17 protein-coding genes and 2 riboswitches are annotated in these 20,419 nt (G+C 70.9%); of the genes, 7 read left to right on the top strand and 10 right to left on the bottom strand.

The window, feature by feature from the left end; translation table 11 throughout:
* Nucleotides 1-6: 6 nt before the first annotated feature.
* From ACR3IO_RS11205 to ACR3IO_RS11190, 4 genes are all read right to left on the bottom strand, one after another.
* Nucleotides 7-1,722: a dipeptide ABC transporter ATP-binding protein gene (locus ACR3IO_RS11205; RefSeq protein WP_434071292.1), complete on the bottom strand. Its 1,716-nt coding sequence runs from the start codon at nt 1,720-1,722 to the stop codon at nt 7-9.
* On the bottom strand, nt 1,719-2,669 hold the full coding sequence (locus ACR3IO_RS11200) for an ABC transporter permease (RefSeq protein WP_434071291.1): 951 nt from the start codon (nt 2,667-2,669) through the stop codon (nt 1,719-1,721). The genes ACR3IO_RS11205 and ACR3IO_RS11200 overlap by 4 nt, the downstream gene beginning before the upstream one ends.
* A 1-nt stretch (nt 2,670) precedes the next feature.
* Nucleotides 2,671-3,597, bottom strand: coding sequence for an ABC transporter permease (locus tag ACR3IO_RS11195; RefSeq protein ID WP_434071290.1), 927 nt, complete (start codon nt 3,595-3,597; stop codon nt 2,671-2,673).
* 128 nt (nt 3,598-3,725) lie between these two features.
* Nucleotides 3,726-5,345: a peptide ABC transporter substrate-binding protein gene (locus ACR3IO_RS11190; protein ID WP_434071289.1), complete on the bottom strand. Its 1,620-nt coding sequence runs from the start codon at nt 5,343-5,345 to the stop codon at nt 3,726-3,728.
* Between the two features lie 206 nt (nt 5,346-5,551).
* On the opposite strand from ACR3IO_RS11190, the gene ACR3IO_RS11185 reads away from it, so the two are divergent.
* A complete protein-coding gene (locus ACR3IO_RS11185) occupies nt 5,552-6,313 on the top strand; it encodes a CPBP family intramembrane glutamic endopeptidase (protein ID WP_434071288.1) in 762 nt (253 codons plus the stop codon).
* Here ACR3IO_RS11185 and ACR3IO_RS11180 read toward each other — a convergent pair.
* The 6 genes from ACR3IO_RS11180 to glyA form a co-directional block, all read right to left on the bottom strand.
* Nucleotides 6,259-6,726 (bottom strand): hypothetical protein, encoded by a 468-nt coding sequence (locus ACR3IO_RS11180; RefSeq protein ID WP_434071287.1) that lies wholly within the window; start codon nt 6,724-6,726, stop codon nt 6,259-6,261. The two genes, ACR3IO_RS11185 and ACR3IO_RS11180, sit on opposite strands and share 55 nt — an antisense overlap.
* A 112-nt stretch (nt 6,727-6,838) precedes the next feature.
* Nucleotides 6,839-9,730 (bottom strand): aminomethyl-transferring glycine dehydrogenase, encoded by a 2,892-nt coding sequence (gene gcvP, locus ACR3IO_RS11175; protein ID WP_434071286.1) that lies wholly within the window; start codon nt 9,728-9,730, stop codon nt 6,839-6,841.
* Nucleotides 9,731-9,741: 11 nt separating this feature from the next.
* Complete coding sequence (gene gcvH / locus ACR3IO_RS11170; RefSeq protein WP_434071285.1) at nt 9,742-10,113, bottom strand: glycine cleavage system protein GcvH; 372 nt, start codon at nt 10,111-10,113, stop codon at nt 9,742-9,744.
* A gap of 55 nt (nt 10,114-10,168) precedes the next feature.
* The gene (gene gcvT / locus ACR3IO_RS11165) at nt 10,169-11,341 is read right to left on the bottom strand and encodes a glycine cleavage system aminomethyltransferase GcvT (protein ID WP_434071284.1); all 1,173 of its coding nucleotides are present in this window, start codon (nt 11,339-11,341) and stop codon (nt 10,169-10,171) included.
* A gap of 10 nt (nt 11,342-11,351) precedes the next feature.
* On the bottom strand, nt 11,352-12,764 hold the full coding sequence (locus ACR3IO_RS11160) for an L-serine ammonia-lyase (protein ID WP_434071283.1): 1,413 nt from the start codon (nt 12,762-12,764) through the stop codon (nt 11,352-11,354).
* A complete protein-coding gene (gene glyA, locus ACR3IO_RS11155; RefSeq protein WP_434071282.1) occupies nt 12,761-14,071 on the bottom strand; it encodes a serine hydroxymethyltransferase in 1,311 nt (436 codons plus the stop codon). Before glyA ends, ACR3IO_RS11160 begins: the two co-directional genes overlap by 4 nt.
* Before the next feature lie 43 nt (nt 14,072-14,114).
* Nucleotides 14,115-14,213: riboswitch (glycine riboswitch) on the bottom strand.
* A riboswitch (glycine riboswitch) is annotated at nt 14,214-14,302 on the bottom strand.
* 150 nt (nt 14,303-14,452) lie between these two features.
* Here glyA and ACR3IO_RS11150 point away from each other — a divergent pair.
* Genes ACR3IO_RS11150 through ACR3IO_RS11125 form a run of 6 tightly spaced genes read left to right on the top strand, consistent with a single transcriptional unit; the run spans nt 14,453 to nt 20,318 of the window.
* The gene (locus ACR3IO_RS11150) at nt 14,453-15,205 is read left to right on the top strand and encodes an NUDIX hydrolase (RefSeq protein WP_434071281.1); all 753 of its coding nucleotides are present in this window, start codon (nt 14,453-14,455) and stop codon (nt 15,203-15,205) included.
* Nucleotides 15,202-16,545: a quinolinate synthase NadA gene (nadA, locus tag ACR3IO_RS11145; protein WP_434071280.1), complete on the top strand. Its 1,344-nt coding sequence runs from the start codon at nt 15,202-15,204 to the stop codon at nt 16,543-16,545. Before ACR3IO_RS11150 ends, nadA begins: the two co-directional genes overlap by 4 nt.
* A 2-nt stretch (nt 16,546-16,547) precedes the next feature.
* Nucleotides 16,548-18,137, top strand: a complete 1,590-nt coding sequence (gene nadB / locus ACR3IO_RS11140) for an L-aspartate oxidase (RefSeq protein ID WP_434071279.1) — start codon at nt 16,548-16,550, stop codon at nt 18,135-18,137.
* Nucleotides 18,134-19,030 carry a carboxylating nicotinate-nucleotide diphosphorylase gene (gene nadC / locus ACR3IO_RS11135; RefSeq protein WP_434071278.1) on the top strand — a complete coding sequence of 299 codons (897 nt, stop codon included), beginning with the start codon at nt 18,134-18,136 and terminating at the stop codon, nt 19,028-19,030. Before nadB ends, nadC begins: the two co-directional genes overlap by 4 nt.
* Nucleotides 19,027-20,172, top strand: a complete 1,146-nt coding sequence (locus ACR3IO_RS11130) for a cysteine desulfurase family protein (RefSeq protein WP_434071277.1) — start codon at nt 19,027-19,029, stop codon at nt 20,170-20,172. The genes nadC and ACR3IO_RS11130 overlap by 4 nt, the downstream gene beginning before the upstream one ends.
* Nucleotides 20,169-20,318, top strand: coding sequence for a hypothetical protein (locus tag ACR3IO_RS11125; protein WP_434071276.1), 150 nt, complete (start codon nt 20,169-20,171; stop codon nt 20,316-20,318). Before ACR3IO_RS11130 ends, ACR3IO_RS11125 begins: the two co-directional genes overlap by 4 nt.
* The last annotated feature ends 101 nt before the right edge of the window (nt 20,319-20,419 follow it).

Below are 20,419 nucleotides of genomic sequence, written 5' to 3'. Positions count from 1 at the left end.
GGAGCGTTACGCCCCGAGCTCGATGTTCGCGCCGGGAATGGCCGCGAGCAGGTCCTGCGTGTACTGCTGCTGGGGGTTGTCGAACACCTCATCGGTGGTCGCCGCCTCGACGATGCGACCACGCTGCATGACCGACACGTGATCGGCGATGACGCGCACGACCGCGAGGTCGTGCGTGATGAAGAGGTACGTGAGTCCAAGTTCGCCCTGCAGGTCGGCGAGCAGGCGCAGGATCTGCGCCTGCACGAGCACGTCGAGTGCCGAGACCGCCTCGTCGAGCACGACGATCTCGGGCTTCAGGGCGAGCGCGCGCGCGATGGCGATGCGCTGGCGCTGACCGCCCGACAGCTCGTTCGGGTACCGGCTGACCAGGGTGCGCGGCAGCGAGACCTGGTCGAGCAGCTCGAGCACCCGCTCGCGACGCGAGGTGCGGTCGCCCACGCCGTGCGTCGAGAGCGGCTCCGAGATCGTGTTGCCGATGTTGCGCAACGGGTTGAGCGAGCCGTATGGGTCCTGGAAGACCGGCTGCATGCGGCTGCGCAGGTTGAAGAGCTGCTTGCCGGTCACGCTGGCCAGATCTTGGCCGCCGACGACGATCTTGCCCGACGTCGCGTCCTCGAGCTTCAGCAGCATCTTGGCCACCGTCGACTTGCCCGAACCGGACTCGCCCACAAGCGCCATCGTGGTGCCCTTGGGAATCTGGAAGGACACGTCGTCGACCGCCGTGAAGTCGCCGGCGCCGCGGATCTTGTACACCTTGGTGAGGTGCTCGACCGTGATGGCGGGCGGTGCGGCCTCGGCGGCCGCCAGTGCCTCGGCGCGAGCCTCGGCGGTGGCGATCAGGTCGATCTCCTCACCGGCGGCGGCCTCCGCACCGGTCTGCACCGTGTGCTCCGCGTGCACGCTGCCCGTCGCCTGGATGCGGCGCGAGGCGAGGCTCGGAGCCGCGGCGACGAGTCGCTGCGTGTACGGGTGCTGCGGGTTCGCCAGGATCTTCGCCGAGGGACCGGACTCGACCACCTTGCCCTTGTACATCACGAGCAGCTGCTCGGCACGCTCGGCCGCGAGGCCGAGGTCGTGCGTGATGAACAGCAGCGTCGTGCCGAGCTCGCGCGTCAGGGACTCGAGGTGGTCGAGGATGACGCGCTGGACCGTGACGTCGAGCGCCGACGTCGGCTCGTCGGCGATGAGCAGCTGCGGGTTGGCCGCAAGGCCCATGCCGATGAGCACGCGCTGGCGCATGCCGCCCGAGAACTGGTGCGGGAACTGCTTGAGGCGTCGGTCGGCATCGTGGAGGCCGGCCTCCTTCAGCACCTCGATCGCGCGCTTCTTCACGGCCTTGCGTCCGGTGGCGATGCCGTTCGCACGGATCGCCTCCTCGACCTGGAAGCCGATCGACCACACGGGGTTGAGGTTGGACATCGGGTCCTGGGGGACGAACCCGATCTTGCGACCGCGGATGCCCTCCATCTCGTGCTTCGAGGCCTTGGTGAGGTCTTGACCGTCGAGGAGGATCTGGCCGCCCGAGATGAATCCGGTGCCCGGGAGCAGGTTGATGATCGCGTGCGCGGTCGTCGACTTGCCGGACCCCGACTCGCCCACGATGGCGAGGCTCGAGCCCCGCTCGAGGGTGAAGCTCACGCCGCGGACGGCCTGGACGACCCCGCCCTGGGTGCGGAATGCGACTTCGAGGTCCTTGACTTCGAGAAGTGGGTTGCTCATCGCCGTGCCCTCGCCTTCGGGTCGAGTGCGTCTCGGATGACTTCACCCATCATGATGAACGAGAACACGGTCAGGGAGAGGGCGAGCGACGGGTAGATCAGCACCTGCGGTGCCGTTCGCAGCGTCGTCTGCGCCTGTGCGATGTCATTGCCCCACGACATGAACGTCGACGGGAGGCCGACGCCCAGGAAGGACAACGTCGCCTCTGCGACGATGGCCGCCGCAAGGGAGATGGTCGTGATGACGATGACCGGTGCGATCGAGTTGGGCACGACGTGCGCCCACATGATCTTGAACTTCGGGACGCCGATGGCCGTGGCGGCCGTGACGAAGTCCGAGTTCTTCACCCGCAATATCTCGGATCTCAAGACGCGCGCTGTCGCCGGCCATGCGAACACGCCGATGGCGAGCGAGATGATCAGCACGTTCCGGTACTCCGCGAAGACCGACATGATGACGACGGCCGCGAGGATGTAGGGGATCGAGAAGAAGATGTCGCCGACGCGCGAGAGCACGCCGTCGACCCATCCGCCGTAGTAGCCCGCGAATGCGCCGAACAGGACGCCGAGCGTGAACACGAGCACCGTCACGATGATGCCGACGGAGAGCGAGGTGCTCGCGCCGTGCACGATTCGGGACCAGACATCGCAGCCCTGGCGCGTGAAGCCGAGGGGGTGCCCCTCGGTCGGGGCGCCGTTGCTGTTGGAGAGCTGGCAGTTCGAGTTCGGCGGCTCGTTGGTGAACAGGCCGGGGAACAGCGCGACGAACACGATGATGAAGATGAGCGCGGCCGAGATCCAGAACATCGGACGGCGACGCACATCGGCCCAGGCGTCGATCCAGAGGTTCGACGGCTTGCTCTCGGCCTTGATCGCGTCGATCGCGTCGAGCGGCGTCTCTTCGAGTGGAGCGACGTAGTGCTGGTGTCGAGGTGTTGGTGAAGGCATATCAGGCATAGCGGATCCTCGGGTCGAGCACGGCGTAGAGAAGGTCGATGAGGAGGTTCACGATGAGGTACAGGAGCACCATGATCGTGACGAAGGACACGACCGTGGGCCCCTCACCTCGAAGAATCGCCTGGTAGAGCGTGCGACCGACGCCGGGCACGTTGAAGATTCCCTCGGTCACGGTCGCGCCGACGAGCAGCGTGCCGAAGTCGGTGCCGAGGTAGGTGACGACCGGGATCAGCGAGTTGCGCAGGATGTGCACGGGAACGATGCGTCGTCGCGTCAGTCCCTTGCTGTATGCGGTTCGCACGAAGTCGAGGCCGGACGTGTCGATGACCGAGGCACGGGTCAATCGCACGATCTGCGCGAAGCTGATGCTGGCGAGCACCAATGCCGGCAGCACGAGATCTCCGAGTGGCGCACCTGGTCCGACCGTCGGACTGAACCAGCCGAGCTGGATGGCGAGGAAGTACTGCGCCGCGAAACCGATGACGAAGATCGGCAGGGAGATGAGCACGAGGCTCACACCGAGGCCGGTCGCGTCGAAGATGCCGCCCTTGCGAAGACCGCTGATCAGGCCGATCGTGATGCCGGCGACCATCTCGAAGAAGATGGCGAGCAGCGCGAGGCGGATCGTCACCGGGAAGGTGCGCGCGAGGATCTCCGTGACGGGCTGGCCGGAGTACGAGACCCCGAAGTCGCCCTGGAAGATGCCGATGAGGTAGTGGAAGTACTGGACGATGAACGGATCGTTGAGGTGATACTGCTCGCGGATCTGTTCGATGACGCCGGGCGCCGGCGGGCGGTCACCGTACAGCGCGGCGATCGGGTCGCCGGGCATGGCGAAGACCATGAAGTAGATGAGGAAGGTTGCTCCGAGGAGCACTGGGATGACTTGGAGGAGACGCTTACCGGTGTACCAGAGCATCAGCTCTCCTCAGTTGTTGTCGCTGAGAGCATGTTTGACCGCAATCACAGAAATGAGCATAGATCAGCAGGATGTCCGGGGCGTTGCCGCCCCGGACATCCTGCCTCAGGGATTATAGACGGGTTACGTCAGCCCTTGGTGATCTCGGTGTACAGCGGGACCGAGTCCCAGCCGAACACCACGTTGTCAACCGTGTCGGCCGAAGCGCCGGTCACGTTCGAGTACCACAGCGGGATGGCGGGGAGGTCCTCGAGGAGCACCTCTTCAGCCTGCTGGTAGAGGGCGGTCGCGTCTTCGACGGACGAAGCGGCGGCACCCTCCTTGAGGAGGTTGTCGAACTCTTCGCTCGAGTACTTCTCGTAGTTCGACCCGGCACCGGTCTGGTACAGCGGGGCGAGGAAGTTGTACATCGAGGGGTAGTCGCCCTGCCAGCCGGCACGCGTGCCGCCGGTGAGCTTCTCGTTCTCGCGGTCGTCGAGCGCTGCGGCGAAGGTCGGGTACGGCTTGCCGACGGCCTGGATGCCCAGGGTGTTGGCGATGCTGTTCGCGACTGCGTCGACCCAGGCCTGGTGGCCGCCGTCGGCGTTGTAGGCGATGTCGAACACGGTGTCGCCGTACGGGGCGATCGCGTCGGCCTCGGCCCAGAGCTTCTTCGCCTCGTCGGCGTTGAACTCGAGGACCTCGGCACCGGCGAGGCTGTCGGACCAACCGGCGATGACCGGCGACGTGAAGTCCGAAGCGGGGGTGCGGGTGCCCTGGAAGATCACGTCGGTGATCTCGTCGCGGTTGATGGCCATCGAGATGGCGGCGCGACGGAGCTTGCCCTCTTCACCGCTCCAGTGCTCGAGGTAGTACGGCATGTTGAAGCCCTGGAAGATGGCAGCCGGCTGGTTGACCGCACGGTCGCCGAACTCGTCTTCGTAGGTCGCCAGTGCCGAGTCGGGCACGGCGTCGAGGACGTCGAGGTTGCCCGCCTGCAGGTCGGCGTACGCCGTGTCCTGCGAGGTGTAGAACTTGATCGTCAGGCCGCCGTTCGCAGGCGTGCGAACGCCGTCGTAGTCGGGGTTGGTGACGAGCTCGATCTGCTCCTCGTGCGTCCATGCGTCCTCGGAGGCGAACATGTACGGGCCGTTGCCGATCGGGTTCTCACCGAAGGCCTCGATGTCCTCGTACGCGACCTCGGGGAGCGGGAAGTACGCCGTGTAGCCGAGTCGCAGGGGCCAGTCGGCCTCGGGTGCGACGAGGCTCACGGTGAAGGTCGTGTCGTCGACGACCTCGAGACCCGTGAGCTCGGTGTCCTCGGTGTAGCTGAAGCCCTCGATGTCATCGAAGAAGTACGAGGCGCTCTGCGCGTTGCTGAACTTCGCGCCGTAGTTCCAGGCGTCGACGAAGGACTGCGCCGTGACCGGGTCGCCGTTCGTGAAGGTCTGGCCCTCCTTGAGCTTGACGGTCCAGTGCTGCGAGTCGTCGGACTCGATCGACTCCGCGACGTCGTTCTCGATCTCGCCGTCAGCGTCGTAGGAGACGAGGCCCGCGAAGAGGGAGGTGACGATCTTGCCACCACCGGTCTCGGTGGTGTTCGTCGGGATCAGCGGGTTCTGCGGCTCGGAACCGTTGGTCGTGATGATCGCCGTGGCGTCACCGGCCGAGTCCGAGGGCTCTGCTCCACCGCTCGTGCAGCCGGTGAGCACGAGTGCTCCGGCTGCAGCAAGAGCAATGGCTGCGACGCCGATTCTCTTGTTCTTCAATGTTCCTCCTGTGAGACGTGCGTCGACGGTGCGGCTTCTGGCCGTCCTGAGGCGCGGGATGAATTGAGACTATGAATCGGATTCGCCCGAAGCAAACTCCTGAGGAAACCGTTACCGACGCGCAACCTTCGAATGGTTTCCTGCGGAAGAATTTGTCATGATGCGCAGGATCTTTGCGCAACCAGCGCATATGCGAAGATCGACGCATGTCGGCTGCACGTTTGCGGATCGAGATCGTCATCGTGCTCGGGCTCTCGCTCGGCGCCTCGGCCGTCTACTCGATCGTCTCGATCATCGCCAAGCTCACGGCGGAGCAGGCGCTGGGCGATCAGTCGGTCGCGCTCAACCCGAGCCGCTCGCAGCGCGAGTGGCTCGACTTCACGTACCAGTTCCTCGACGTGTTCTTCGGGCTCTTCGCCGTCGCCCTCGTGCTCTACCTGCTGTGGCAGCCCGGCACGAGCCCGTTCCGGCGCATCGGCTTCGACCTGACCCAGCCCGGACGCGACGTGGCATCCGGCCTGCTGCTCGTGGCCGTCATCGGGATCCCGGGCCTCGCGCTGTACGCCGCAGGGCGCGCGCTCGGCATCACCGTGGCGGTGCAGGCCTCCCCCGCCGACTGGCTGTGGTGGACCGTGCCGATCCTCGTGCTGCGCGCGCTCGAGGCGGCGCTCACCGAGGAGCTGATCGTGGTCGGCTACCTCTTCACGCGCTTTCGCGAACTGGGCGTCGGCCCGTGGGCGACGATCGTCTCCAGCGCGCTCCTGCGCGGCACGTACCACCTCTACCAGGGCTTCGGGCCGTTCGTCGGCAACGTCGCCATGGGCATCGTGTTCGGCTGGTTCTACGAGCGTCGCGGGCGCACGATGCCGCTCGTCGTCGCGCACCTCGTGCTCGACGTGGTCTCGTTCGTCGGCTACCCGCTCGCGGTCGCCTGGTGGCCCACGCTCTTCGCGGTTCCTGCCTCGTGAGGCACGGCCCGCGGCGCAGGCGCGGGTGACGGATGCCGCGTCCGTACCGATCGGGCGACGTGCTCGGCATCGGCGAGGGCGAGCACCGTCGACGGCATCGGCGGCAGCGCCTCCTCGGGCGGCTCGACCCTGAGGTCGGCCTCGCTCGCGCGCACGCGCGCCATGTCGAGCCAGCTGCTCCGGCTGGGCGTGCAGACCGACCAGACCCCGTCGATGCCGGCACCGCCGACCTGGGCGAGCGAGCTCAGAGACTCGGCACGGCGCAGGGCTTCGGCCCGAGCCGGGTCGCGCCGCTCCATGAGCCCGGCGCGCTCCTCGAGCCCGAACGCCCGCGACGCGGCGGCACTGGCGAACACCATCGCCGCGACGAACCCGACGCCGCCGACGATCTGGACCAGGTCGATGAAGGACATGGGCACCTCCTCGTGAGGGTGCCCTCAGTGTAGACCTGAGGGCACCTCACGTACAGGGTTCCCGGGCACGACGGACCGACCCGTGGAGGCCCGCCCCGCGAACGCCGCGCCGCTAGGCGAACGCCTCCACCGGCGGGCAGGCGCACACGAGGTTGCGGTCGCCGTAGGCCTGGTCGATGCGACGCACGGGCGCCCAGTACTTGGTGCGCACGAGCGAGTGCACCGGGTACACGGCCTGCTCACGGGTGTAGGGGTGCTCCCACTCCCCCGCGATGACCGACTCGGCCGTGTGCGGGGCGTTGCGCAGCGGGTTGTCGTCGACGGGCCACTCACCGCGTCCGACCGCGTCGGCCTCGGCCTTGATCGCGACCATCGCCTCGACGAAGCGCTCGAGCTCGGCCAGGTCCTCGGACTCGGTCGGCTCGACCATGAGCGTGCCCGCGACCGGGAACGACATGGTCGGCGCGTGGAAGCCGTAGTCGATGAGGCGCTTGGCCACGTCGTCGACGCTGACCCCCGTCTGCGCCGTGAGCGGGCGCAGGTCGAGGATGCACTCGTGCGCCACGAGGCCGTTCTCGCCCGTGTAGAGCACCGGGAAGTGCTCGCGCAGGCGGGAGGCGACGAAGTTCGCCGCGAGCACGGCCGACGCGGTCGACTGCGCGAGGCCCTCGGCGCCCATCATGCGCACGTACGCCCACGAGATCGGCAGGATCGACGGGCTGCCGTACGGCGCCGCCGAGACCGGTCCGCCGCCGTGCACGAAGCCGCCGGCGTGGTCGGTGCGCTGGGCCATCGGGTGGCCGGGCAGGTAGGGCGCGAGGTGCGCCTTCGCCGCGACCGGGCCCACGCCGGGGCCGCCGCCGCCGTGCGGGATGCAGAAGGTCTTGTGCAGGTTCAGGTGCGAGACGTCGCCGCCGAAGTCGCCGAACCGGGCGAAGCCCAGGAGTGCGTTCAGGTTGGCGCCGTCGACGTACACCTGGCCGCCCGCGTCGTGCACGGCCTGGCAGATGTCGCGCACGTCGTGCTCGTAGACGCCGTGCGTCGACGGGTAGGTGATCATCAGGGCCGCGATGGATGCCGCGTGCTCGGCGATCTTCGCCCGCAGGTCGTCGAGGTCGACGTTGCCGAGCTCGTCGCACGCCACGACCACCACGCGCATGCCCGCGAGCACCGCGGAGGCCGCGTTCGTGCCGTGCGCGCTCGACGGGATGAGGCAGAGGTCGCGCTCGGCCTCGCCGTTGGCGCGGTGGTATCCGCGGATCGCGAGGAGCCCCGCGAGCTCGCCCTGGCTGCCGGCGTTCGGCTGCAGCGACACGGTGTCGTAGCCCGTGACCTCGGCGAGCCAGGTCTCGAGCTGCTCGACGAGCCCGAGCGTGCCGACGACGTCGGCCTCGGGCGCGAACGGGTGCAGGTTCGCGAACTCGGGCCAGGTGACGGCCTGCATCTCGGTGGCCGCGTTGAGCTTCATCGTGCAGGAGCCGAGCGGGATCATGCCGCGGTCCAGCGCGTAGTCGCGGTCGGCGAGCTGCTTGAGGTAGCGCATCATCTGCGTCTCGGACTGGTGCGTGTTGAACACGGGGTGCTCGAGGTACGCGCTCGAGCGGCGGAGGTCGCCGGGCAGGCTCGAGGGCAGCTCGGACAGCGACACCGGGACATCCGCCCGCTCGCCGAAGCCGAACGCCTCGACGACGAGGGACAGCTCGCGCTCGGTGGTCGTCTCGTCGACCGAGATGTGCACGGTCGCCTCATCGGCTTCCCACACGTTCAGGCCGAGGTCGTGCGCCCTCGCGACGACGTTCTTCGCGAGGCCGGGCACGTGCACCCGGATCGTGTCGAAGTAGGCGTCGTGGGCGAGCGCGAGGCCGAAGCCCGTGAGCGCGTCGGCGAGCGCCTTCGCCTTCGCCGCGGTGGTGACGGCGATGTGCCGGATGCCGCGGGGACCGTGGTAGACCGCGTACATCGACGCCATGACGGCGAGGAGCACCTGCGCGGTGCAGATGTTCGAGGTCGCCTTCTCGCGGCGGATGTGCTGCTCGCGCGCCTGCAGGCTGAGGCGGTACGCGGGGTGGCCCGCGGCGTCCTGCGAGACGCCGACGAGGCGGCCCGGGAGCTGGCGCTCGAGGCCCTTGCGCACGGCCATGTAACCGGCGTGCGGACCGCCGAAGCCCATCGGCACGCCGAAGCGCTGCGACGTGCCCACGGCGACGTCGGCGCCGAGCTCGCCCGGGCTCGTGATGAGCGCGAGGGCGAGCAGGTCGGCCGCCACGACGGCGAGCGCGCCCTGGGCCTTCGATGCGGCGATGACGGATGCCGGGTTCCAGACGCGGCCCGACGCGCCCGGGTACTGCACGAAGACGCCGAAGTGCTCGCCGAGGGCGGCGACATCCGTGCCCTCGTGGAGGTCGGCGACGACGAGCTCGATGCCCACGGCCTCGGCACGGGACTCGAGGAGCGCCCGCGTCTGGGGCAGCGCGTCGGAGTCGACGACGAAGCGGTGCGACGGGGACTTCGAGGCGCGGCGAGCGAGGAGCATCCCCTCGACGACCGCGGTGCCCTCGTCGAGCATCGACGCGTTGGCGGTGTCGAGCCCGGTGAGGTCGGTGACCATCGTCTGGAAGTTGATGAGCGCCTCGAGGCGGCCCTGCGAGATCTCGGGCTGGTACGGCGTGTAGGCCGTGTACCAGCTCGGGTTCTCGAGCACGTTGCGCTGGATCACGGCGGGCGTGATGGTGCCGAAGTAGCCGAGGCCGATCATCGAGGTGCGCACGGCGTTCTGGTCGGCGAGGGCCGCGAGCTCGGCGAGCGCCTCGCGCTCGGTCGCGGCGGCCGGGATCGCGGAGTTCAGCACCTCCCCCATGCGGATGGAGGCGGGCACGGCGGCCGTCATGAGCGACTCGAGGGAGTCGTAGCCGAGCTCGGCGAGCATGATGGCGTGATCGCTCGGGGTGGTGCCGATGTGGCGGCGCCCGAAGGCGTCCATGTCGAACGTGGAGGAGGTGCTCATCTGTGCTTCCCCTACTCGCCGACGAGGGCGCGGTACTCGGCCTGGCTGAGGAGCTTCGGCAGCTCGGGCGCGGTGATCTTCAGCAGCCAGCCCTCGCCGAACGGGTCGCTGTTCACGAGCTCGGGCGAGTCGACGACGGCCTGGTTGGCCTCGACGACCTCGCCGTTCACGGGCGCGAAGAGCTCGCCGACCGACTTGGTCGACTCGATCTCGCCGACGACCGTGCCCTCGGCGACCGTGGTGCCGACGGCGGGGAGCTCGACGAAGACGATGTCACCGAGCTTCTCGGCGGCGTAGTCGGTGATGCCGATCGTGACGGTGTCGCCGTCGACGAGCACCCACTCGTGCTCTGCGGTGTACTGGAGTTCGGTGTTCTCGCTCATGGGGTTCTCCTGGTCTCGGGGGTCGATCTGGTGTCGTTCGGGGTCCGCGCGCGCGTCAGGCGCCGCGGCGGTAGAAGGGAAGGGGCACGACGGATGCCTCGATGCGCGTGCCGCGCACGTCGACGGCGAGCACCGTGCCGGGTTCGGCATGGTCGGGGTGCACGAACGCCATGGCGATCGGATGCCCCAGGGTCGGCGACAGCACGCCCGAGGTGACGACGCCGATGTCGGGCGCGTCGTCCGCGGTGCCGGCGTGCACGGCGTAGCCGGCGCGAGCCGCGCGGCGGCCCTCGGCGCGGAGGCCGACCAGCACCGGGGCATCCGCTCGGGGACCGCGCTCGATGCCGGCGCGACCGACGAAGTCGCCCTCCTTGGTGAGCGCGACGACCCGGCCGAGCCCCGCCTGGACGGGGTGGGTGTCGAGGCCGAGCTCGTGCCCGTAGAGCGGCATGCCCGCCTCGAGGCGGAGCGTGTCGCGGCTCGCGAGCCCGCAGGGGACGACCCGCGGGCCGCCGGTCTCGGCGAGGTTGCGCCAGAGGCCCGCCGCGCGCTCGGGCGCGACGTACAGCTCGAAGCCGTCCTCCCCGGTGTAGCCGGTGCGTGCGACGAGGACGGGCTCGCCCTCGTACTCGGCGGCGACCGCACGGTAGTACTTGAGGTCGCGCATCGCGTCGGCGAAGTCGTCGTGGTCGTTGCCCGGGCCCTGGATGCCGAAGCCGGGCGTCTCGAGGAGCACCTCGAGCGCGTCGGGCCCCTGCAGGGCGATGAGGGCGACGTCGTCGCTCTGGTCGAAGACCTCGACGTCGAACGGCGCGGTGCGCTCGAGCAGTTCGGCGACCGCCACCTCGCGGTTGCCGGCGTTGGCGACGACCATGAAGCGGTCCTCGCCGGTGCGGTAGACGACGAGGTCGTCGATCACGCCGCCGTCGCGGGCGAGCAGCAGCGTGTACTTCGCCTGGCCCAGCGCGATCGCCGACAGCTTGCCGGCGAGGGCGTAGTCGAGCGCCGCGCCAGCCTCGGGGCCGACCACGACGATCTCGCCCATGTGCGAGAGGTCGAAGAGGCCCGCCTTGGTGCGCACCGCGTGGTGCTCGACCAGGTCGGAGGCGTACCGCACGGGCATCTCCCACCCGGCGAAGTCGGTGAACGAGGCGCCGAGCGCCGCGTGCACCTCGTGGAGCGGACTCCGCCGCCCCGCCGATGCGCCTGTCTGTACCGTGTCGCTCATTCGGTCCTCCTCAACATTCCACCACATTGACCGCGAGCCCTCCGGTCGCGGTCTCCTTGTACTTGTCGCTCATGTCGCGACCGGTCTGGCGCATGGTCTCGATGACCTGGTCGAACGAGACGCGATGCGTCCCATCTCCCCACATCGCCATCTTGGCCGCATTGATGGCCTTTCCGGCGGCGATCGCGTTGCGTTCGATGCACGGGATCTGCACGAGGCCCCCGACGGGGTCGCAGGTGAGGCCGAGATTGTGCTCCATCGCGATCTCGGCGGCGTTCTCGACCTGCTCGGGCGTTCCGCCGAGGATGGCCGCGAGCGCGCCGGCGGCCATCGACGACGCCGACCCGACCTCGCCCTGGCATCCGACCTCGGCGCCCGAGATCGAGGCGCCGCGCTTCACGATGCCGCCGATCGCCGCGGCGGTCAGGAGGAACTCCACCGCGAGGTCGTCGAGGTCGGCGCCGGCTCGCGCCCGCGGGCTGTACATCGTGGCGTAGTGCAGCACGGCGGGCACGATGCCCGCGGCGCCGTTCGTGGGCGCGGTGACCACGCGACCGCCGGCGGCGTTCTCCTCGTTCACGGCGAGCGCCACGAGGTTCACCCACTCCTGCGCGAACTCGGGGCTGCGGTCGGGGTCCTCGCGGAGCAGCCGGGCGTGCCACTCGGGGGCGCGTCGGCGCACCGAGAGCCCGCCGGGCAGCACGCCGTCGCGGCGGATGCCGGTCGCCACGCACTCGAGCATGGCGTCGCGGATGCGCAGGATGCCGGCCCGGACCTCGTCCTCGCCGGTCGCGGCCGTCTCGTTGCGCATGGCCAGCTCCGCGATGGAGAGGCCCTCGATCGCGCAGCGCCGGAGGAGGTCGTCGGCGTTCGCGTACGGATGCGGGACCGGTGCCGACTCGACACGGCCCCGGACGTCGCCGTCGCCGTCGCCGTCGCGCACGATGAAGCCGCCGCCGATCGAGTAGTACGTCGCCTCGTCGAGGACTCCCCCGTCGGCGTCGAACGCCGCGAAGCGCACCGCGTTGCTGTGCCTCGGCAGCACGGTCCGCGGCGAGAGCACGAGGTCGTCGACGCCGTACGGGAGCTCCACCACGCCGGCGAGCCGGATGCGGCCCGACTGCGCGATCTCGGCGGTGCGGCGTTCGACCTCCGCGCTCGAGATGGCGTCGGGCCGTCGCCCCTCGAGGCCGAGGAGCACCGCGGTGAACGTCCCGTGCCCGCGGCCGGTGGCCGCGAGCGAGCCGTAGAGCTCGACGTCCAGGCGTGCGACGTCGGCGGCGGCCGATCCGAGCCGGGCGACGTAGTCGGCCGCGGCGTGCATCGGGCCGACGGTGTGCGAGCTCGACGGGCCGATGCCGATCTTGAACAGGTCGAACACCCCGACGACCTCGGTCGTGCGCGTCGCCGCCGGGGCGGTCACGAGACCTCCGCGAGGGTGCGCGCGCCGTCGGCGTAGAGCGGATGCTCGGCCACGAGCGCGTCGACGCGTCGGGCGAACCCGTCGAGGTCGGCGTCGTCGGCCGCCGTCAGGACGCCGGCGATGACATCGGCGACCTCCGCGAACGCGACCGCGTCGAACCCGCGCGACGCGAGCGCCGGCGTGCCGATGCGCAGGCCGCTCGTGACCATCGGCGGGCGGGGGTCGTCGGGAACGGCGTTGCGGTTCACGGTGATGCCGATGCGGTGCAGGCGATCCTCGGCGGAGCGGCCGTCGAGGTCGCTCTCGCGCAGGTCGACGAGCACGAGGTGCACGTCCGTGCCACCGCCGACGACGCGGATGCCGGCCGCGGCGCAGTCGGGTTCGGCGAGTCGGGCGGCGAGCAGGCGCGCGCCCTCGAGCGTGCGCTCCTGGCGGTCGCGGAAGCCCTCGGTGGCCGCGATCTTGAGGGCCACGGCCTTGCCGGCGATCACGTGCTCGAGCGGGCCGCCCTGCTGGCCCGGGAAGACCGCCGAGTTCAGCTTCTTCGCGATCTCGGGATCCATGCTGAGGATGAGCCCGCCGCGCGGGCCGCCGAGCGTCTTGTGCGTGGTCGTCGTGGTCACGTGCGCGTGCGGCACGGGCGAGGGGTGCAGCCCCGCGGCGACGAGGCCGGCGAAGTGCGACATGTCGACCATGAGGAAGGCGCCGACCTCGTCGGCGATCGCACGGAACGCCGCGAAGTCGAGGGTTCGGGTGTAGGCCGACCATCCGGCGATGATGAGCGCCGGTCGGTGCTCGAGCGCGAGGCGGCGCACCTCGTCGAGGTCGATCTCCTCGGTCTCGGCGGCCCGGTGGTACGGCACCACCTGGTAGAGGCGGCCCGAGAAGTTCAGTCGCATGCCGTGCGTGAGGTGTCCGCCGTGCGCGAGGTCGAGACCGAGGATCGTGTCGCCGGGCGTGATGAGCGCGTGCATGGCCGCGGCGTTCGCCTGCGCGCCGGAGTGCGGCTGCACGTTCGCGAACTCGGCGCCGAAGACCTGCTTCGCCCGCTCGATCGCGAGCGTCTCGATGACGTCGACGTGCTCGCATCCGCCGTAGTAGCGCCGGCCGGGGTAGCCCTCGGCGTACTTGTTCGTGAGCACGGAGCCCTGCGCCTCCATGACGGCGAGCGGGGCGAAGTTCTCGGAGGCGATCATCTCGAGGCCGGTGCGCTGGCGGGCGAGCTCGAGGTCGATGGCGGCCGCGACCTCGGGGTCGAGCTCGGCCAGCGAGGCGGTGAGCACCTCGGTGGGGTCGGTTCGGGACATGCTGGAACTCCTTCCGGTGCATCCGTCGTCGGATGCGTCGAGTTCCTCCCGCTCTGTCATATGGGCCTGAGAGTTTCCACGTCGCCGTCTCCGGCTGCGCTTGCCCCGTCGGCGGGCGCCGAGGCGCCGCTTTCCAGAGTGACCTGCCGCCACGGTACAGGGGCCTGAGAGATTCCCGGGAGGGGTTGCTCCTACGGCAGCCGTGATGACGGCTTCTCCCGTGGCGAGTGATCGGTCGTTCAGTTGTGGGTTCGATCCTACCGGCACGATGCGCGCCGACGCGCGTGCGTCGCGCTGCGACATCCGCGATTTCGCTTCGTGTCAACCTGACTGTAAGATGATCGCGTACTTAGAGTCATTGCGACACGAAGGGAGCGCCGGATGCCTCGCACGATCGAGCTCGCCGAAGCGCGCCTCGCCGTGTCGACCGTGATCTTCGCCCGCGAGCCCGGTGTCGTCACCGGCGAAGCCCCGGCGCAGGCCGAGCAGCCCGCCGACCGCTCGCTGTGGATCCCGCTCGTTCGGCGCCTCCGCGAGCCCGGCGAGGGGCGCTGGGCGTTGCCGGGCGGCTGGCTCGGCGCCGCCGAGAGCCTCGAGGGCGCGGCCGCGCGCACGCTCGAGGAGACCACCGGCGTCACGCCGCGCTACCTCGAGCAGCTCTACACGTTCGGCGCCCCCGACCGCTCCCCCGACGAGCGCGTCGTCTCCGTCGTCTACTGGGCGCTCGTGCGTCCTGAAGAGACGAGCGGGGCCATCGAGGACCCGAACGTGCGCTGGTTCGACGCCGACGACCTGCCAGAGCTCGCGTTCGACCACACCGAGATCGTCGCCTACGCGCTCGGGCGCCTGCGCACGAAGCTCGGCTACTCGCAGATCGCGCACGCGTTCCTCGACGAGACCTTCACGCTCGCCGAGCTCCGCGAGGTCTACGAGACCGTCATGCGGCGCCCGCTCGACCCGGCGAACTTCCGCCGCACGGTCGAGGCGTCCGGCGCCCTCGTCGAGACCGGCGAGGTGCGCACCGGCACGCCGCATCGCCCGCCCAAGCTCTACCGCCCCGCAGATCCCGCCGAGGCGGGCATCCAGGGCGCCTTCCGCATCCCGATCGCCCCGCACCCGAGGAGACACCCATGACGATGGTCCAGCCCAGCGACGTCCGGCTCGCAGCATCCGTCGACCGTTCGATCCAGCTCATCCAGGCGGGCACCGCATCGGGCAGCACCTGCTCCCCCGACCTCGCCAAGGGGCCGTGGGAGTTCGACGCGGGCCCCGTCGCGTACGGGCCCGGCTCGTCGATGGGCGACGTGATCCCGACCGGGTCGCCCCGGCAGGGCGCCCTGCCCGAGTCGTACCGCACCGCGACCGACGCCGAGCTGCACGACCGCGTCCGCGCGGCCAAGGCGACCCTCGGCGAGCGCGTCGTCGTGCTCGGCCACTTCTACCAGCGCGACGAGGTCATCGAGCACGCCGACTTCGTGGGCGACTCGTTCCAGCTCGCGAACGCGGCGCTCACACGTCCGGATGCCGAGGCCATCGTCTTCTGCGGCGTGCACTTCATGGCCGAGACCGCCGACCTGCTCTCCACGCCCGACCAGGCCGTGATCCTGCCGAACCTCGCCGCGGGCTGCTCGATGGCCGACATGGCCGACGAGGAGTCGGTCGAGGCCTGCTGGGCCGACCTCGAGGACGTCTACGGCGACCTCACGGCGACCGACGCCGACGGTCGCGTGCCGGTCATCCCGGTCACCTACATGAACTCGTCGGCCGCGCTCAAGGGCTTCGTCGGGCGCAACGGCGGCATCGTCTGCACCTCCTCGAACGCGAAGACCGTGCTCGAGTGGGCGTTCGAGCGCGGGCAGCGGGTGCTCTTCTTCCCCGACCAGCACCTCGGTCGCAACACCGCCAAGGCCATGGGCGTCCCCATCGAGCAGATGCCGATGTGGAACCCGCGCAAGGCCCTCGGCGGCAACTCGGCCGACGACCTCGCCGACGCCCGCGTCATCCTGTGGCACGGGTTCTGCTCGGTGCACCGCCGCTTCACGGTCGACCAGATCGCCCAGGCGCGCATCGACCACCCCGGCGTGCAGGTCATCGTGCACCCCGAGTGCCCGATGCCGGTCGTCGACGCAGCGGATGCCGCGGGCTCGACGGACTTCATCGTGAAGGCCATCCAGGCCGCCCCCGCGGGTTCGACCTTCGCGATCGGCACCGAGATCAACCTCGTGCAGCGCCTCGCGGCCGAGTACCCGCAGCACGAGATCTTCTGCCTCGACCCGGTCGTCTGCCCCTGCTCGACGATGTACCGCATCCACCCCGGCTACCTCGCGTGGGTGCTCGAGGAGCTCGTCGCGGGGCGCGTCGTCAACCGCATCACGGTGCCGGGCGACGTGGCCGAGCCGGCGCGCGTCGCGCTCGAGCGGATGCTCGCGGCCAAGCCGCCCGCCGCTCCCGTCGCGGTGCCCGCGGAGGCCTGAGCATGGCCCGCGTGCTCGTGGTGGGCGGCGGCATCGGCGGTCTCTGGACCGCGGTCCGCGCGGCCGACGCCGGCCACGAGGTCGAGCTCGTCACCAAGACCGAGCTCGCCGACGGCAACACGCGCCACGCGCAGGGCGGCATCGCCGCGGCCCTGTTCCCCGACGACTCGGCCGAGCGGCACTTCGCCGACACGATCGAGGCCGGCGCCGGGCTCGGCGACCCCGCCTCGGTGCGCGTGCTCTGCGACGAGGGTCCGGCGCGCGTGCGCGACCTGATCCGCTTCGGCGTCGCGTTCGACCACGGCGACTCCGGCCTCGAGCGCGGACTCGAGGCCGCGCACTCGCGCGCCCGCATCCTGCACGCCGGCGGCGACGCGACGGGCGCCGCGATCGAGCACGCGCTCGTCGCGACGGTGCGCCGTCGGGCCGTCCGCATCCACGAGCACACGATGCTCGTCGACCTGCTCGTCACGGCCGGCCCCGACGGCGGCCGCGTGACGGGCGCACGGCTGCTCTCGGCATCCGGCGACCTGTTCGAGGCGACCGCCGACGCGGTCGTGCTCGCGACCGGGGGCGCCGGGCAGCTCTTCTGCCACACCACGAACCCCGACGTCGCGACCGGCGACGGCGTCGCCGCGGCCTGGCGGGCCGGGGCCGAGGTGGCCGACCTCGAGTTCGTGCAGTTCCACCCGACGGCGCTCGCCGCGCCCGGCACCCCGCTCATCTCGGAGGCGGTGCGCGGCGAGGGCGCCGTGCTCCGCGACGCCGAGGGGCACCGGTTCATGGCCGACCTCGACCCGCGGGCCGAGCTCGCGCCGCGCGACGTCGTCGCCCGCGCCGTCTGGCGTCGCAGCCTCGAGCAGGACGGCGTGCCCGTGACCCTCGACGCCACGGCGCTCGGGCGGGCGTTCCTCGACCGGCGCTTCCCCGGACTCGGCGCGGCCTGCCGCGACGCCGGGTTCGACTGGGCGGCCGAGCCCGTGCCGGTGACGCCCGCCGCGCACTACGCCATGGGCGGCGTGGTCACCGACCTCGACGGGCGCACGAGCCTGCCCGGGCTCTTCGCCGTGGGCGAGACCGCGCGCACGGGCGTGCACGGCGCGAACCGCCTGGCCTCCAACTCGCTGCTCGAGGCGGCCGTGTTCGCCGACCGGGCGGTGCGGGCCCTCCCCGAGGCCGGACACTCGGCACGACCCGCCGGCGCCCCTCCGGTCGGCGCGCCGCACGAGGCATCCGGCAATCCGGAGACGCACGCGGGCGCCCCCGTCGACCGGGCGGCGCTGCAGGCCCTCATGTGGCAGCACGTCGGCCTCGAGCGCACGGCCGGCGGACTCGCCGCGGCATCCGCCGTGCTCGACGCGTGGCGGGCGCCCGAGCCGCACGACCGCCGTACCGCGGAGGACCGCAACCTGCTCGACCTCGCACGCCTCACGGTCGCCGCCGCGGCAGCCAGGACCGAGAGCGTCGGCGCCCACTTCCGAGCGGATGCCGCGACCGACCGCGCACGAACGTCGACGAGGCCCGCAGCGGGCCGCCGGCATCACGACGTTGCGGGCGTGCACCAGATCGCCGATGCCGAGGAGGCAGCATGAGCACCGACCACCGCGAGATCGATCGCATCGTGACGGCCGCCCTCGACGAGGACGCCCCGTGGGGCGACCTCACGTCCGAGACGCTCATCCCGGCGGATGCCACGGCCACGGCCGCGCTCGTCGCACGGGAAGCGGGCGTGCTCAGCGGCGTCGAGGTGTTCGCCGCGGCCTTCCGCATCGTCGATCCGTCGATCGCGGTCGAACGCCTCGCCGCCGACGGCGACCGGTTCGCCGCCGGCGAGGTGCTCGCCCGCGTGCACGGCCCGGCACGCGGCATCCTGACCGGCGAGCGCGTCGCGCTCAACCTGCTGCAGCGCATGTCGGGGGTCGCGACGCTGACGGCGGCGTACGTCGCAGCCGTCGCCGGCACGCGTGCCCGCATCGTCGATACGCGCAAGACGACCCCCGGACTCCGCAGCCTCGAGCGGCAGGCCGTGCGCGACGGCGGCGGGCGCAACCACCGGCGGTCCCTCTCCGACGCGATCATGGCGAAGGACAACCACCTCGCGGTGCTCACCGCGGGCGGCGTCGACCTCGCCTCCGCGCTGCGCGACGCGCGCGAGCGGATGCCGCACACCGCCCACCTCGAGGTCGAGATCGACCGACTCGACCAGCTCGACGCCGTGCTCGCCGGCGGCGTCGACACGATCATGCTCGACAACTTCGCGACCGACGACCTGCGCGAGGGCGTGCGCCGCATCGACGGCCGCGCCGTCGTCGAGGCCTCGGGCGGCGTGAACCTCGACACGGTCGCCGCGATCGCCGCGACCGGGGTCGACGTGATCTCGGTCGGCGCGCTCACCCATTCGGCCCGTGCGCTCGACCTCGGGCTCGACGTCGACATCGCGCTGGGAGAGCCGGCCGGCGGGCCGGCGGGCCAGGGGCATCCGTGATCTACCTCGACCACGCGGCCACCACGCCCGTCCGCCGCGAGGCGATCGAGGCGATGTGGCCGTACCTCACGGGATCGTTCGGCAACCCGTCGAGCCGTCACGAGCTGGGCGACGAGGCGGCGCGTGCGCTGGCGTGGGCGCGCGCCGAGGTGGCCGCGGTGGTCGGATGCCGCCCCGGCGAGGTCGTGTTCACGAGCGGCGGCACCGAGGCCGACAACCTCGCGATCAAGGGCATCGCGCTCGCCCGGCCCCGCGGTCGGCGCATCGTCGTCTCGCCCATCGAGCACGAGGCGGTGCTCGAGTCGGCGGAGTACCTGGCCCGGCTGCACGGCTTCACGGTGGTCGAGGTCGCCGTCGACGCCGGCGGCGTCGTGCGACCCGAGGCGCTCGAGGCCGTGATCACGCCCGACACCGCACTCGTTTCGGTGCAGCTCGTGAACAACGAGATCGGCACCGTCCAGCCCGTCGCCGAACTCGCTTCGATCGCGCACGAGGCCGGGGCGCTCATGCACACCGACGCCGTGCAGGCCGCCGGCCATCTCGACCTTGACCTGGCTCGCCTCGGCGTCGACGCGATGTCGCTCGCCGGCCACAAGGTCGGCGCACCGAAGGGCACCGGGGCGCTCATCGCCCGCGGACGCGTCGGCCTCGAGCCGGTGCTGCACGGCGGCGGGCAGGAGCGCGGACGCCGTTCCGGCACCGAGAACGTCGCCGGCGCGGTCGCCTTCGCCACGGCGCTGCGCCTCGCCGACGTGGAGCGGTTGGATGCCGCGGGGCGGGCCGCCCGTCAGGGCCGCGAGCTGACGGGCCGCATCCTCGCGGGGGTCGACGGGGCGCGCCTCACGGGCGACCCCGAGCGTCGCCTGGCGTCGACCGTCTCGTTCGTCTTCCCGGGCACGTCCGGCGAGGCGGTGCTCCTCGAACTGGACCGCCAGGGCGTGACCTGCTCGAGCGGGTCCGCCTGCGCCGCGGGCAGCGCCGAGCCGTCGCACGTGCTCACCGCCATCGGCATCTCCCCCGACCTCGCGCAGACCGCGGTGCGCTTCACGCTCGGACCGGCCACGACCGACGACGAGATCGCGGATGCCGCGGCATCCGTGGTTCGAGCCGTGTCGGCCGTGCGGTCTATCGTGGAACCATGACCGACGCGAACGCGCCCCAGGACAAAGACACGTACGACGAGGCCGCCGAAGAGCGCCTCCGGGCCGAACTGGCCCCCGAGGAGTCGCTGCTCGAGGAGTTCCTCCCCCACCCGTCGCCGATCGACGGCCCGGCCCCCGCGCCGTAGAGCCGGGCTGACGGCGACCACCCGGAACACCGCCGAATTCCATACGTTCCAATCCTTCGCCCGATCCGGGAATAGGGCTGCGCCATCGACTCGTTGTCGAC

Source organism: Agromyces sp. Marseille-Q5079, assembly GCF_051016555.1.
In the GTDB taxonomy this organism is placed as follows: domain Bacteria; phylum Actinomycetota; class Actinomycetes; order Actinomycetales; family Microbacteriaceae; genus Agromyces.
The sequence above is the reverse complement of the archived record's forward strand: the minus strand, read 5'-3'. Positions and strand labels throughout refer to the sequence as shown.